This window comes from Paracoccus methylarcula, assembly GCF_003007735.2.
Lineage (GTDB): Bacteria > Pseudomonadota > Alphaproteobacteria > Rhodobacterales > Rhodobacteraceae > Paracoccus > Paracoccus methylarcula.
Genome location: NZ_PXNQ02000001.1, coordinates 310,792 through 324,095, shown reverse-complemented (window position 1 = coordinate 324,095; position 13,304 = coordinate 310,792). Strand labels below are relative to the sequence as shown.

At 61.4% G+C, this 13,304-nt stretch carries 12 protein-coding genes and 1 tRNA gene; 6 read left to right on the top strand and 7 right to left on the bottom strand.

Annotated elements, in window-relative coordinates; all coding sequences use genetic code 11:
• Position 1: 1 nt before the first annotated feature.
• From mmsB to chvE, 3 genes are all read right to left on the bottom strand, one after another.
• Positions 2–1,189 carry a multiple monosaccharide ABC transporter permease gene (gene mmsB / locus A7A09_RS01470; RefSeq protein ID WP_106689647.1) on the bottom strand — a complete coding sequence of 396 codons (1,188 nt, stop codon included), beginning with the start codon at positions 1,187–1,189 and terminating at the stop codon, positions 2–4.
• 6 nt (positions 1,190–1,195) lie between these two features.
• Entirely contained in the window at positions 1,196–2,716 is a 1,521-nt protein-coding gene (gene mmsA, locus A7A09_RS01465; RefSeq protein ID WP_106689645.1) for a multiple monosaccharide ABC transporter ATP-binding protein, read from the bottom strand.
• Positions 2,717–2,864: 148 nt separating this feature from the next.
• Positions 2,865–3,920 carry a multiple monosaccharide ABC transporter substrate-binding protein gene (gene chvE / locus A7A09_RS01460; RefSeq protein WP_106689643.1) on the bottom strand — a complete coding sequence of 352 codons (1,056 nt, stop codon included), beginning with the start codon at positions 3,918–3,920 and terminating at the stop codon, positions 2,865–2,867.
• 144 nt (positions 3,921–4,064) lie between these two features.
• On the opposite strand from chvE, the gene A7A09_RS01455 reads away from it, so the two are divergent.
• Positions 4,065–5,018, top strand: a complete 954-nt coding sequence (locus A7A09_RS01455) for a LysR family transcriptional regulator (protein WP_106689641.1) — start codon at positions 4,065–4,067, stop codon at positions 5,016–5,018.
• A gap of 82 nt (positions 5,019–5,100) precedes the next feature.
• On the opposite strand, the gene A7A09_RS01450 is transcribed toward A7A09_RS01455, so the two are convergent.
• Genes A7A09_RS01450 through A7A09_RS01435 form a run of 4 tightly spaced genes read right to left on the bottom strand, consistent with a single transcriptional unit; the run spans position 5,101 to position 8,177 of the window.
• Complete coding sequence (locus A7A09_RS01450) at positions 5,101–5,814, bottom strand: chloride channel protein (protein ID WP_106689639.1); 714 nt, start codon at positions 5,812–5,814, stop codon at positions 5,101–5,103.
• Positions 5,736–6,266, bottom strand: coding sequence for a voltage-gated chloride channel family protein (locus A7A09_RS01445; RefSeq protein WP_148043600.1), 531 nt, complete (start codon positions 6,264–6,266; stop codon positions 5,736–5,738). The genes A7A09_RS01450 and A7A09_RS01445 overlap by 79 nt, the downstream gene beginning before the upstream one ends.
• Complete coding sequence (locus A7A09_RS01440; RefSeq protein ID WP_106689635.1) at positions 6,263–6,601, bottom strand: potassium channel family protein; 339 nt, start codon at positions 6,599–6,601, stop codon at positions 6,263–6,265. Before A7A09_RS01440 ends, A7A09_RS01445 begins: the two co-directional genes overlap by 4 nt.
• Positions 6,602–6,626: 25 nt before the next feature.
• A complete protein-coding gene (locus A7A09_RS01435) occupies positions 6,627–8,177 on the bottom strand; it encodes a phospholipase D family protein (protein WP_106689633.1) in 1,551 nt (516 codons plus the stop codon).
• Positions 8,178–8,407: 230 nt separating this feature from the next.
• On the opposite strand from A7A09_RS01435, the gene A7A09_RS01430 reads away from it, so the two are divergent.
• From A7A09_RS01430 to pstB, 5 genes are all read left to right on the top strand, one after another.
• Positions 8,408–8,484: transfer RNA gene (locus A7A09_RS01430), tRNA-Arg, on the top strand.
• Positions 8,485–8,802: 318 nt separating this feature from the next.
• On the top strand, positions 8,803–9,834 hold the full coding sequence (locus A7A09_RS01425; protein WP_106689631.1) for a substrate-binding domain-containing protein: 1,032 nt from the start codon (positions 8,803–8,805) through the stop codon (positions 9,832–9,834).
• A 74-nt stretch (positions 9,835–9,908) separates the two neighbouring features.
• Positions 9,909–11,114, top strand: a complete 1,206-nt coding sequence (gene pstC / locus A7A09_RS01420) for a phosphate ABC transporter permease subunit PstC (RefSeq protein ID WP_106689629.1) — start codon at positions 9,909–9,911, stop codon at positions 11,112–11,114.
• Entirely contained in the window at positions 11,111–12,466 is a 1,356-nt protein-coding gene (gene pstA / locus A7A09_RS01415; protein WP_106689627.1) for a phosphate ABC transporter permease PstA, read from the top strand. Before pstC ends, pstA begins: the two co-directional genes overlap by 4 nt.
• A gap of 24 nt (positions 12,467–12,490) precedes the next feature.
• On the top strand, positions 12,491–13,288 hold the full coding sequence (gene pstB / locus A7A09_RS01410) for a phosphate ABC transporter ATP-binding protein PstB (RefSeq protein WP_106689625.1): 798 nt from the start codon (positions 12,491–12,493) through the stop codon (positions 13,286–13,288).
• Positions 13,289–13,304: the final 16 nt, after the last annotated feature.

The window sequence follows — 13,304 nt, the reverse complement described above, 5'->3', positions numbered from 1 at the left end:
GTCAGCCTTCCTTGTTCTTGTTGTAGACGTCGAAAAACACGGCGGCGAGAAGCACCAGGCCCTTGATGACCTGTTGGTAGTCGATGCCGATCCCAAGGATCGACATGCCGTTATTCATCACCCCCATGATGAAGGCACCCACGACCGCGCCGACGATCTTGCCGGAACCGCCCGCCATCGATGCCCCACCGATGAAGACGGCGGCGATCACGTCCAGCTCGACCGCGAAGCCCGCTTTCGGGGTGGCGGTGTTCAGCCGCGCCGCAAAGACCAGCCCGGCCAGCGCCGCCAGAAGCCCCATATTCACGAAGGTCAGGAAAGTCAGCCGCTCGGTCCGGATGCCGGACAGCTTGGCGGCCTTGGCATTGCCGCCCACGGCATAGATGCGGCGTCCAAGCGTCGTGCGCTCGGTGATGAAGACATAGATCACCGTCAGGATCACCATCGACAGCAGCACATTGGGCAGGCCACGGAACCATGCCAGCTTCCATGTCACGAACAGAAGCGCGAAGGCGACGACGGCGTTGCGTGCCACGAACAGCCCCCATGGCTCGTCCTCGATACCATAACGCATGTTGCGGGAGCGGTTGCGCAGGGCCAGCCAGACCAGCACCAGCACCGCCGCCACTCCGACCGCCAGTGCCACCATGTTCGGCTTGTCCGCACCGAACAGGTCGGGGATGAAGCCGGTGGAGAGCGACTGGAAATTGCCCGGGAACGGACCGATGGACTGCCCGGCCAGAAGCCACAGAGACAAGCCCCGGAACACCAGCATCCCGGCCAGTGTCACGATGAAGGAGGGGATTTTCCAATAGGCGACGAAATAGCCCTGAACCGCCCCGATCAGCATGCCGACGATCAGGCAGATCGCCATCGCAACGCCGACAGGCAGTTTCCACGATACGATCATCACCGCGGCCAGCGCGCCGATGAAGCCCATGACGGATCCCACCGACAGATCGATATTGCCGCCGACGATCACCAGCAGCATGCCAAGCGCCATGATGATGATATAGCTGTTCTGCAGGAACAGGTTGGTGATGTTCACCGGCCGCAGAAGCGTGCCGCCGGTCACGATCTGGAAAAACGCCATGATCGCGATCAGCGCGAATAACAGCCCGTATTCTCGGATATGCTTGGCGATATATGCGCCGATCCCGAGACCCGGCGCGCGTTCGGTCTGTTCCATGCTGTCCTACTCCCTGACGATCAGCGACATGATGCTTTCCTGCGAGGCGTCCTCTGCCTGCAATTCGCCCACGAAACTGCCCTCGTTCATGACATAGATCCGGTCGCACATGCCCAGCAGTTCGGGCATCTCGGACGAGATCATGATGACGGCCTTTCCGGCCGCGCTGAGATCGTTGATGATATTGTATATTTCGTATTTCGCGCCGACATCGATGCCACGTGTCGGCTCGTCCAGGATCAGCACCTCGGGCTCGGTGAACAGCCATTTGGCCAGCACCACCTTCTGCTGATTGCCGCCCGACAGGTTCATCACCTTCTGGAACACGCTCGGCGTGCGGATATTCATCACCTTGCGGTATTTCTCGGCCACCTCGGTCTCGCGGTTCTCATCGACCACGCCGCGATTGGCGACCCCATCGAGATTCGCCAGGATGGTGTTGCGGCGGATCGTCTCGTCCAGGATCAGGCCAAGCGTCTTGCGGTCCTCGGTCACATAGGCAAGCCCCGCCGCGATCGCCTTGTCCACCGCCGACAAATCGACCGGCTGGCCGCGCATCGATGCCTGACCCGAGATATTGCGGCCATAGCTGCGGCCGAAGATGCTCATCGCAAGCTCGGTGCGCCCCGAGCCCATCAGCCCGGCGATGCCCACGACCTCTCCGGCACGGACATTCATCGACAGGTCACGGATCACCTGCCGGTCGGCATGCTCGGGATGCCAGACATTCCAATCCTTGACCTCGAACACCACGTCACCCGCCCGCCGCTCGCGATCCGGATAGCGATGCGCCATGTCGCGCCCGACCATGTCGCGCACGATGCGATCCTCGGTCAGGTCGCCGCCGCGCGCGTCGATGGTCGAGATGGTCGCCCCGTCGCGGATCACCGTGACGCTGTCGGCAACCCGGCGAACCTCGTTCAGCTTGTGGCTGATGATGATCGAGGTGACCCCCTGCCCCTTCAGTTCCAGCAACAAATCCAACAGTGCCTGGCTGTCGGCCTCGGACAGGGCCGCGGTGGGCTCATCAAGGATCAGCAGGCGGACATCCTTGGAGAGCGCCTTGGCGATCTCGACCAGTTGCTGCTTGCCGACGCCAAGACCGTCCACCTTGATCCCCGGAGCCTCGCGCAGCCCAACCTTGGCCAGCAGGCCCTCGGTCTGGCGGAAGGTCTCGCGCCAGTTGACGACACCGTTGCTGGCGCGTTCATTGCCCAGGAAGATATTCTCGGCAATCGACAAGAGCGGCACCAGCGCCAGTTCCTGGTGGATGATGATGATGCCGCGATCCTCGCTGTCGCGGATGCCGCCGAACTCGGCGGTCTGGCCGTCATAGACGATCTCGCCCTCGTAGCTGCCGGCGGGATAGACGCCTGACAGCACCTTCATCAGGGTGGATTTGCCTGCACCATTCTCGCCGCAAATCGCGTGGATCTCGCCCTCGCGCACCGAGAGACTGACATTGTCCAGGGCTTTCACGCCCGGAAATGTCTTGGTGATATTACGCATCTCCAAAAGCGCGGTCATGCAACTTCCCCTGTAACGGCTGCGGATACCCCCCTTCTTCTTTACCGAAATACCTTCGGGGGGCCGTCGGTTGCGGCGCCACTGGTCCGAGAACCAGCCGGCGGCGGGGGGCAGACAGCCCCCGACGATCACGGGACGCAGATACCGGTTATTTCAGCTGATCTTCACTGTAATAACCCGATCCGATCAGCACCTCTTCCCAGTTCGAGGAATCCACCGGCAGCGGCTCCAACAGATAGGAGGGCACGACCTTGACGCCATTGTCATAGGTTTCGGTATCGTTGATCTCGGGCTCCTCGCCCTTCAGCATCGCATCGACCATGCCGACGGTGACCTTGGCCAGTTCGCGCGTATCCTTGAAGATCGTCGCATATTGTTCGCCTGCGACGATCGACTTGACCGACTGCACCTCGGCGTCCTGCCCCGAAACGATCGGCATGGCCAGATCGCCCGAGCCGTATCCCACGCCCTTCAGCGAGGACAGGATACCGATGGACAAGCCGTCATAGGGCGACAGCACGCCATGCAGGGTCTTGTCGGTGTAATTTGCCGAAAGCAGGTTATCCATCCGCGATTGCGCGGTCGCCGGATCCCAACGCAGCGTGCCGACCGTATCCATGCCCATCTGGCCCGACGGAATCACGACATCGCCCGCGTCGATCAACGGCTGCAAAACCGACATCGCGCCATCATAGAAGAAATAGGCGTTGTTGTCGTCGGGGCTGCCACCGAACAATTCGACATTCCAGGGCTTCTCGTCGGGGAAACGCTCTTCCAACCCCTGGACCAGCGTGTTCGCCTGCTGCACGCCGACCTTGAAATTGTCGAAAGTGGCATAGTAATCGACATCCGGCGTGTCGCGGATCAGGCGGTCATAGGCGATCACCTTGATATCGGCGGCCTTGGCATTGGCCAGCGCGTTCGACAGCGTGGTGCCGTCGATGGCCGCGATCACCAGGACATTGACGCCCTTGGTGATCATGTTCTCGACCTGGGCAAGCTGGTTCGGGATATCGTCCTCGGCATATTGCAGATCGGTCTCGTAACCCGCTTCCTGGAACTGCTTGACCATGTTGTTGCCATCATCGATCCAGCGGGCCGAGGATTTCGTTGGCATCGAGATGCCGACGGTTTCAGCCATGGCGCCAAAGGCAAGCCCGGAAACGCCGATCGCAAGCGCGATAGCGGCAGTGGTGAATTTCATCGTAAACCTCCCTCTGAGCGGCAGAACCCTTTCGTCCTGCCCAAATGACCACCCCTTCGCCGGAGCGGCATCCGCGAAACGCTTACCAAGCCGACAACATGATGGTAAAATGACATCTTCCGCCATCTGCATAGCGAAACTGATATGTCAAAGCCTCCATCTCGCCTGATGCTCAAGCCTGCGCAGCTCCGGCTGATCCACGAGATCGCCCGGCACGGGCAACTCCAGATGGCCGCCGAAAGCTGCGCGATGACGCAACCCGCCGCCTCGCGCATGCTGGCCGAGATCGAGCGACTGGTGGATGCGCGGCTGTTCCTGCGTCAACCCAAGGGCATGGAGCCGACCGAGATCGGCCAGACCGTCCTGCGCCGCGCCCGGGTCATCCTGCGGGAGATGTTCAGCATGGCAACCGACGTCCAGGAAATGCAGGGCGGGATTGCCGGGTCGGTGCGGGTCGGTGCGGTGACCGGACCGGCGGTCGGCTACCTCGTCTCGGCCATCCGCGAGATCAAGGCACAGGCGCCCGAGGCCGATATCACCGTCGATGTCCTGCCGTCACGCGATCTGCTGACGCATCTGGCGGCCGGGGACATGGATTTCGTGCTGGCCCGGATCCTGCCCGAGTTCGACAGCCGGGATTTCAACATCCTGCCCATGCGCGACGAGAAGGTCAGCTTCCTGGCGCGGGCCAGCCACCCTCTCTCGCGTGCGGCCTCGGTCACACTGACCGAATTGATCGATTACGAATGGATCATGCAGCAACGCGGCGCCCCGATCCGCGAGGCCACGCTGGCTGCCTTTGCCAGTGTCGGGCTGCCCGATCCCCGCAATATCGTGAGCAGCCCCTCGCTCTTGCTGACCATCGCCTATCTGGCGCAAAGCGACGCGGTATCGGCAATGTCGGACGAGGTCGCGCAATTGCTGCTGCGCCCGCCGATCAGTGCGGGGCTGACAACCCTGCCCATGCCGCATGAGATCCGCGTTTCGCCCTATTATCTGCTCAGCCTGCGCCGTCGCCCTCTATCGCCGCTGGCATTACGGTTACGGGATTCAGTCATCCGGCATTCGAAACTCCTGACCCGGAATGACATGGTCTAAAGACAGCGCGGCTTGCCTGATATGCCTCAACCATACGGGAAGGTCGAACACCCGTCGGTGATCTGGAGATCCCGGGCCCCGCCTAGTGCAATTCCGCCTTAGGCAATTGCTGCGAGGCCAGCCAGCCGATCAAGAGCCCGGTGCAAAGCGGACCCATGGCGGTCGGCCCGATCAGCAGCAATGCGATCAACATCGCAGCCAGCGGCTTGCCCATACCCACGGTCAGGGCACCGCCGATCCCCGCCACCAGGGCGACAGTCACCGGGATCTGGGGCAACATCCAGACCGCCGCACCACCCGCCGCCGCGCCGGCAAAGATCAGCGGGAACACGGCTCCACCACGCCATCCAGACGCCAAGCACAAAGCAAGAGCCAAGATCTTCAGGGCTGCCAGTGCCAGCAAGGCGATCATTCCATTCTCCTGCCCCAGAAGCAGCATCTCCTGCAATTCGTGATGGCCGGAAAACCGCAGGATCGGGAAGGCGCTTGCCAACAGCGCGAACAGGACGGTTCCGATCAGCGTCTGCTGCCATATCGTCCCGAATCGCGACAAACCGCCCCGTATCGCGATCAGCGATCCATGAAACAGCCAGCCCATGGCAGCCCCAAATATACCCGGCAGCACCGCAAGAATGATCTCGCTGCCGTCTCCTGCCGCGACATGGGTGGGCAAATCCACATGCAATGCATCCTCGGGTAAAATCCGCCGCGCCACCATCAGGAAGCCTGCGAGTCCGGCCAGCGCAGCGGCAAATAGCTGCCATTTCGGGGCTTGCTGCTCCTCTCCCAGCAACATGCTCCGCCAGGGGGCGATCCATAAAGCCCGCCAAGGGCACCGGCCGCGCCGATTTCGCCAACCATGTCAACGGGATGATGCAGCCGCGCCAGCAAAGCGGTAACCAGCACCGATAATTCCGCCACGACAGCCAGGATTCCAGCCTCGGGACCGACCGCGCCGCCGAAGCCTACCGCGATGACTGCGGTCAGCGCCAGAATTCCGGTCTTGCGGATCTGCGTGGCGGCAGGCTGATGCGCCAGGGCGATCTGCCTCGACAGGCCGATCCCGTCGCTGCGGCTGCGAAGCAGCGCGATGATGCCGCCGCCGGCAAGGATCACGACGAAGATATACCACGGGGTTTCAGGTCCGGACCAGACCAGATGCGATACCAACCCCATGCCCCACAAGACCGACGCCGCAGTCATCCCCGCAATGAAACCATAGGAAACGGCAATCACCCCCCTGATCACTGCTGACCCCGTTTCCCGCGGCCACCGCGTCGCGAGGAGATGATGGCATCGGCAATAGCGCTGGCCGAAGCAACGAACAGCCCCAACCCTACCAGCACATAACCCATGGTGAACAACTTGCCTGGAACGGTCTGCGGGACCAGATCCCCGTAGCCTATCGTCGAGATGGTGATGACCGAAAAGTAGAAAGCGTCGAGCAGCCCCCATCCCTCGGCCCAGCTATAGAAAAATGCCGCACCGGCGATCAGGCTGAAGGTCAGCGCCATCAGCCCGCGCACCTGCCCGTCCCTTAGCGCCACCCGCAACCCAAGCCAAAGATCCTGTATTGGTCTCATCGCGTGTCTCCCTTCGGGTTCCGGTTCACAGCAACCATTCGACGGGCAGCAGACCGATCACTGTCAGCATCACCTGCTGCATCCATGTCGCGCCGGGTTCCTCCTGATAAACCCGGGAATCATCGGGTCCGACATCCTCGCGCCATATCATTTTGCCCTCCGGCGTCAGCGCCGGACGATAACTGACCTGCGCAAGCCCGTTATCGAATGCATCACTGATCTTTCGGGCCATCGACGGGCTGCGGATCAGGAAACCCATTTCGCAGTTCAACAGGGCCGAACGGGGATCAAAGTTGAACGAGCCGATGAAAACGCGTTCATGATCGACCGAGAATGTCTTGGCATGCAGGCTGGCACCCGACAGGCCAAGCGGCTTGACCTGAAGCCCCTCCTCGTTCGACTGAGCGCCTCGCAGCTTGAGTTCGAACAGTTCGACACCTGCCTGCAAAAGCTCGCGGCGATATTTCGCATAGCCGCCATGGACCAGAAGAACGTCGGTCGTGTTCAGCGCATTGGTCAGGATCCGGACCCGCTTGCCGGATTGCGCGAGTCCTTCGAAATAGGCCGTCCCCGCCTGGCCCGGAACGAAATAGGCCGAAACCAGGTCCACCCCTTGCCGGACATCACCCAGAATCCGCCCAAGCCTGACGATCATCAACTGGTCACGACGCGCCTGCCCCTGACCCTTGGCCGGATCGTCGACAACCAGATCGACATCCGTCCATTCGGGCCTGATCTGACCTTTTACGAAGCTTTCTGCGCTGGTCTGCGTTTCGGTGATGATCTCCTTCAATCGCTCACCACCCTCCTGCGCGGTGACATGTGCGTGGAACGCGTCCAGATCGGCGGCAAGATCGATGATCCGCTCCAGTTCGAACACCGAGGCGCTGTTCCAGTATCGATCGAACGCATCGCTGGTCTCCGACACGATCGGGCCGACGGCCAACACGTCAAGATCGACATAGAATTCCCTCCCGACCTGGAAATATTCATCGCCGATATTACGCCCTCCGATGATCGCCACCGCATTGTCGACGATCATCGCCTTGTTATGCATCCGCCTGTTCATGCGGAAGAAATCCAGCGCGTAGCCAAGCAGCTTCGGTTGACGGATGGTCGAGGGATTGAACAGTCGGATCTGGATATTTGGCTGCGCGTTCAATGTTGCCATGATCTGGTCCAGCCCGGGCACGCCATTGTCATCCAGCAGCAGCCGGACGCGCACGCCGCGAGCCCCCGCACGACGCAACGCATCGAGAAGCAGGATGCCCGAACTGTCATCATGCCAGATATAATATTGCGCATCGATAGAGTCTTCGGCCCGTTCGATCAGGGCCAAACGGCTGGCCAACGCATCCGCCCCTCCTGCCAGGGCGAGCACGCCGGATGTTCCCGGATGCGCGGCCATGCCGTCGGCAGCAAGCTTCCCCAATCCGGTTTCGGGATCCATATGGGCCGCCAGATCGGCGGGGCGTTCCGATATATCGGGAAGCGGCCAGATTTGTCGGCCAACGACGACAAAGGCCAGTGCCACAACCACGAGAATCAATACATATTTAAACAAACGCTTCAACATTCTTCCTACCGGATCACTCGTTCAATACATCGTGCAACCAGCCCACCCGAATTGTCGCATTATGGACCAGATCGGGTAGCTTCTGTCCCATATCGGACCAGTTCCGACCGATATGCAATTGAATTTACCATGATCCCTTGAGTAATAGTCAGACCATCCTGGTGCGGTCCCGTCCGAATCGACGACCGGCTTGCGCAAATCGGCTCGATCACGCATGAAGCGAGGATCGCGGTCCCGTAGCTCAACTGGATAGAGCAGCCGACTTCTAATCGGCAGGTTGAGGGTTCAAGTCCTTCCGGGATCGCCATGGCTTTCGCAACCGTCACTCGACACCCAAAATCCGGCGTTTCGACGAGCGCCGGTTATCGGGCCCAACGATCGATCCCCAAGGCGGATCACGGATTTCTCGACCTGCGCTCCGGCAATTGAACCGGAAAAGCCCGGCCCTGCCCTGTTGTGGCGTCCAAGCATAGCAGCGCGCGAAACATCCGATCGCCGCAGATAGGCCGGAAGGATCGGTGCGGGGCGATGTCACAAGAGTGACATAATTCAGTCGCGTAAGCGTCACAATTCGAGCGTAGTCAGCGACTCGCTAGTTTTCACACCCAACTCAGGGAGCATCCCTATGAAATCCATCGGCCTCACGGCAACGGCCATTTCCGTGATTGCATTGTCCGCGACCGCTGCCGCAGCTCGTGACCAGATCCAGATCGCCGGTTCCTCGACCGTGCTTCCCTATGCCACCATCGTCGCCGAAGCCTTTGGCGAGAACACCGACTTCCCGACCCCGGTCGTGGAATCGGGCGGCTCGTCGGCCGGTCTCAAGAAATTCTGCGAAGGCGTGGGCGAGAACACCGTCGATATCGCCAATGCCAGCCGCGCCATCAAGGACAGCGAGATCGAGACCTGCGCCGCCAATGGCGTGACCGATATCATCGAGGTTCGCATCGGCTATGACGGGATCGTCTTCGCCAATGCCTCCAGCGGTCCGGATTTCGTCTTTACCCCGGCCGACTGGTTCAACGCCCTGTCCGCCAAGGTCGTCAAGGACGGTGCGATTGTCGACAACGCCGCGGCCAACTGGAACGAGGTGAACCCGGATCTGCCGGAACAGCCGATCCTGGCCTTCGTTCCCGGCACCAAGCACGGCACCCGTGAAGTCTTCGAGGAAAAGGTCATCCTGGCCGGCTGCGAGGAATCGGGCGCGATGGAAGTCTTTGCCGCCGAGATGGGCGACGAGGACAAGGCTGAAGAAGCCTGCATGACGCTGCGCACCGATGGCAAGTCGGTCGATATCGACGGCGACTATACCGAGACGCTGGCCCGCATCGAAAGCGATCCCAACGGTATCGGCGTATTCGGCCTGTCCTTCTACGAGAACAACACCGACAAGCTGAAAGTGGCGACCATGTCCGGTGTAACCCCCTCGACCGAGAGCATCGCCTCGGGCGAATACCCGGTTTCGCGCCCGCTGTTCTTCTATGTCAAGAAACAGCATATCGGCGAAATCCAGGGCCTGAAGGAATATGCCGAGTTCTTCGTCGCCGATGAACTGGCCGGTCCCGATGGCCCGCTGGCCGAATATGGCCTGGTCGCGGATCCCGAACTGGCCGCGACGCAGGAAGCCGTGGTCAACGAAACGGTCATGTCGAAGTAACCCGTATCCGGGTGGCGCGGGTTTTCGCGCCACCCTGTCTTTACGCTAATTGCCATTACGCAAGGAAACGTCAGATGCCGCTGTCCTGGGCATTGCTTGCCAGCCTGCTATTGGCCGTTGCCGGTTACCTGATCGGACGCAGCCGGGCTTTCGCCGTTGCCGGTTCCGATATCCGCAGCCTGCATAGCCGCCCCATCTATCACGGTGCCAGCGTGGCGCTGATGACACTGACCCCTGCCATCATCGTGATGATCGCCGCATCGCTTCTGCGCATGGCGAAGGCGCTTTCTCCCGAAGCCGTGGGGCTTGTCGGATTGCTCGCATTGGCAGCAGGTATCGCCGGCCTGGGCTGGGGTATCACCCGTATCGGGGCCGGATACCAGGCGCGTAACGTGGTCGAGCGGATCGTGATGGGGGTGCTGATCTTCTGCTCTTCCATCGCCATTCTGACAACCGCCGGGATCGTGCTGTCACTGATTTTCGAAACCGGGCATTTTTTCCAGAAATACAATTGGCTGGACTTCTTCCTTGGAACCGAGTGGACACCGCGCTTCCAGGGCAATTCCGCATTGGGCATCCTGCCGCTGCTTTGGGGCACGCTCTATATCAGCCTGATCGCGCTGCTGGTCGCCGTGCCGATCGGGATGTTCGCCGCGATCTACATGTCGGAATATGCCAGCAAGCGCGTGCGCGGCATCGCCAAGCCCGCGATCGAGGTGCTCGCCGGGATCCCGACCATCGTCTATGGTCTTTTCGCCCTGATCACCGTCGGCCCGATGCTGCGGGATTACTTCGCACAGCCTCTGGGGCTGGGAAATTCCGGGTCATCCGTACTTACCGCCGGCCTGGTGATGGGCATCATGCTGATCCCCTTTGTCAGTTCGCTGTCCGACGACATCATCAACGCGGTGCCGCAAAGCATGCGTGACGGCGCGCTCGGCCTGGGCTCGACTCCGTCCGAGACGATCCGCCAGGTGGTACTGCCCGCCGCCTTGCCCGGCGTCGTAGGGGCGGTGCTGCTGGCCGCCAGCCGGGCCATCGGCGAGACGATGATCGTGGTGCTGGGGGCCGGAGCCGCCGCGAAGCTGGGGCTCAATCCCTTCGAGGCGATGACCACGATCACCGTCAAGATTGTCAGCCAGTTGACCGGCGACAATGATTTCGCCGCGCCCGAGACGCTGGTTGCCTTTGCCCTCGGATTGACGCTGTTTGTCATCACCCTGGGTCTGAACATTGTCGCGCTCTATATCGTGCGCAAATATCGCGAGCAGTACGAATGACCGATCTTCCGATGCCGCAATCCGGCGCCGCGCCGGTACCGAAATCCTCGCTGATGGTCGCGGATACACGCACCCGCCGCCGCAACGCCGCCGAGAAGCGCTTTCGCCTTTATGGAGCCGGTGCCATCGGGGTCGCGCTGATCGCGCTGGTCGTGCTGCTGACCTCGATCATCGGGGGCGGGGCTGGGGCGTTCCGGCAGACTTATCTGTCGATCCCCGTCGCGCTGGATGCCGAGACGCTGGACCCCAAGGGCAACCGCAACCCGGACGAGATGTCCAAGGTGCTGACCCTGTCCTATGGCAAGGTGCTGGACCGCGCGGTCGATGCCGCCGTGGGCTCGTCGGAGATCGAGATCACGGACCTGTCCGAAAAGGACATCAGCAGCCTGGTGTCGAAAGAGGCCTCGGCGCAACTGCGCAACCGGGTGCTGGCGGATCCCGAACTGGTCGGGCAGACGGTTGACGTAAACGTGCTGGTGAATGGCCGGATCGACGGTTATTTCAAGGGCCGCGTGACGATGGAAAGCGCGGCCGCCGATGCCAATACCTCGCCCCAGCAACTGATGCTGGCCGATGCGCTGAAAGAGCAGGGCATGCTGGTCACGCGCTTCAACTGGAACTTCATCACCAATCCCGATGCCTCGGACCAGCGACCCGAGGCGGCAGGCGTTGGCGTGGCGATCCTTGGCTCGTTCTACATGATGCTGGTGGTGCTGTTGCTTGCCGTGCCCATCGGTGTGGCAGCGTCGATCTATCTTGAGGAATTCGCGCCGAAGAACCGCTGGACCGACGTGATCGAGGTGAATATCTCGAACCTCGCCGCCGTGCCGTCCATCGTGTTCGGTATCCTCGGGCTCGCCGCCTTCATCAATTTCGCCGGCTTGCCGCAATCGGCACCTGTCGTTGGCGGGCTGGTCCTGACACTGATGACATTGCCGACGATCATCATCTCGACCCGTGCCGCGCTGAAGGCGGTGCCGCCCTCGATCCGTGACGCGGCGCTTGGTGTCGGCGCCTCCAGGATGCAATCGGTGTTTCACCATGTCCTGCCGCTGGCCATGCCCGGCATCCTGACCGGCACGATCATCGGGCTGGCGCAGGCCCTGGGCGAAACCGCGCCGCTGCTGCTGATCGGCATGGTGGCCTTCGTCCGCGAATTCCCCGCCGCCCCGCCCGAGGGGCTGTTCGATCCCGCCTCGGCCCTGCCGGTGCAGGTCTATAACTGGACGCAGCGCGCCGACCCGGCATTCGTCGAGCGGGCCTCCGGGGCAATCATCGTGCTGCTGATTTTCCTTTTCTGCATGAACTTGCTGGCCATTTTCCTGCGCCGCCGGTTCGAGCGCCGTTGGTAATATCGGCGAGAGGAGCCTAGAATAATGTACGACATCAACCGAGCGGAGAGCGCCGTGACCCAGCAGGATATCAAGATCTCGGCCAGGAATGTGCAGGTCTATTACGGTGACACGCATGCCATCAAGGATGTGAATGTCGAGATCCTCGACAAGACCGTGACGGCCTTCATCGGACCTTCGGGCTGCGGCAAATCGACCTTCCTGCGCTGCATCAACCGGATGAACGACACCATCGATATCGCGCGTATCGAGGGCCAGATCCGGCTGGACGGAGAGGATATCTACGATCGCCGCGTCGATCCCGTGCAGCTTCGCGCCAAGGTCGGCATGGTGTTCCAGAAACCGAACCCCTTCCCGAAATCGATCTATGACAATGTCGCCTATGGCCCGCGCATCCATGGCCTCGCCCGCAACAAGACCGAACTGGACGAGATCGTCGAGAAATCGCTGCGCGGATCCGCTTTGTGGAACGAGGTCAAGGACCGGCTGGATGAGCCGGGCACCGGCCTTTCGGGCGGTCAGCAGCAGCGTCTGTGCATCGCCCGCGCCGTGGCCACCGCGCCCGAGGTGTTGCTGATGGACGAACCCTGCTCTGCGCTTGATCCGATTGCCACCGGCCAGGTCGAGGAACTGATCGACCAGCTGCGCTCGGAATATTCGGTCGTCATCGTGACGCACTCGATGCAGCAGGCCGCCCGCGTCAGCCAGAAGACCGCCTTTTTCCACCTGGGCAACCTGGTGGAATATGGCGAGACCGACGATATCTTTACCAAGCCACAGGATTCACGCACCGAGGCCTATATCTCGGGCCGCATCGGCTGACCCCGGAGGAGACAGG

Excerpts from the sequence above, each read along its gene's own strand:
- mmsB (WP_106689647.1), bottom strand. The coding sequence starts at position 1,189 with ATGGAACAGACCGAACGCGCGCCGGGTCTCGGGATCGGCGCATATATC.
- mmsA (WP_106689645.1), bottom strand. The coding sequence starts at position 2,716 with ATGACCGCGCTTTTGGAGATGCGTAATATCACCAAGACATTTCCGGGC.
- chvE (WP_106689643.1), bottom strand. The coding sequence starts at position 3,920 with ATGAAATTCACCACTGCCGCTATCGCGCTTGCGATCGGCGTTTCCGGG.
- A7A09_RS01455 (WP_106689641.1), top strand. The coding sequence starts at position 4,065 with ATGTCAAAGCCTCCATCTCGCCTGATGCTCAAGCCTGCGCAGCTCCGG.
- A7A09_RS01450 (WP_106689639.1), bottom strand. The coding sequence starts at position 5,814 with ATGTTGCTGGGAGAGGAGCAGCAAGCCCCGAAATGGCAGCTATTTGCC.
- A7A09_RS01440 (WP_106689635.1), bottom strand. The coding sequence starts at position 6,601 with ATGAGACCAATACAGGATCTTTGGCTTGGGTTGCGGGTGGCGCTAAGG.
- A7A09_RS01435 (WP_106689633.1), bottom strand. The coding sequence starts at position 8,177 with ATGTTGAAGCGTTTGTTTAAATATGTATTGATTCTCGTGGTTGTGGCA.
- A7A09_RS01425 (WP_106689631.1), top strand. The coding sequence starts at position 8,803 with ATGAAATCCATCGGCCTCACGGCAACGGCCATTTCCGTGATTGCATTG.
- pstC (WP_106689629.1), top strand. The coding sequence starts at position 9,909 with ATGCCGCTGTCCTGGGCATTGCTTGCCAGCCTGCTATTGGCCGTTGCC.
- pstA (WP_106689627.1), top strand. The coding sequence starts at position 11,111 with ATGACCGATCTTCCGATGCCGCAATCCGGCGCCGCGCCGGTACCGAAA.
- pstB (WP_106689625.1), top strand. The coding sequence starts at position 12,491 with ATGTACGACATCAACCGAGCGGAGAGCGCCGTGACCCAGCAGGATATC.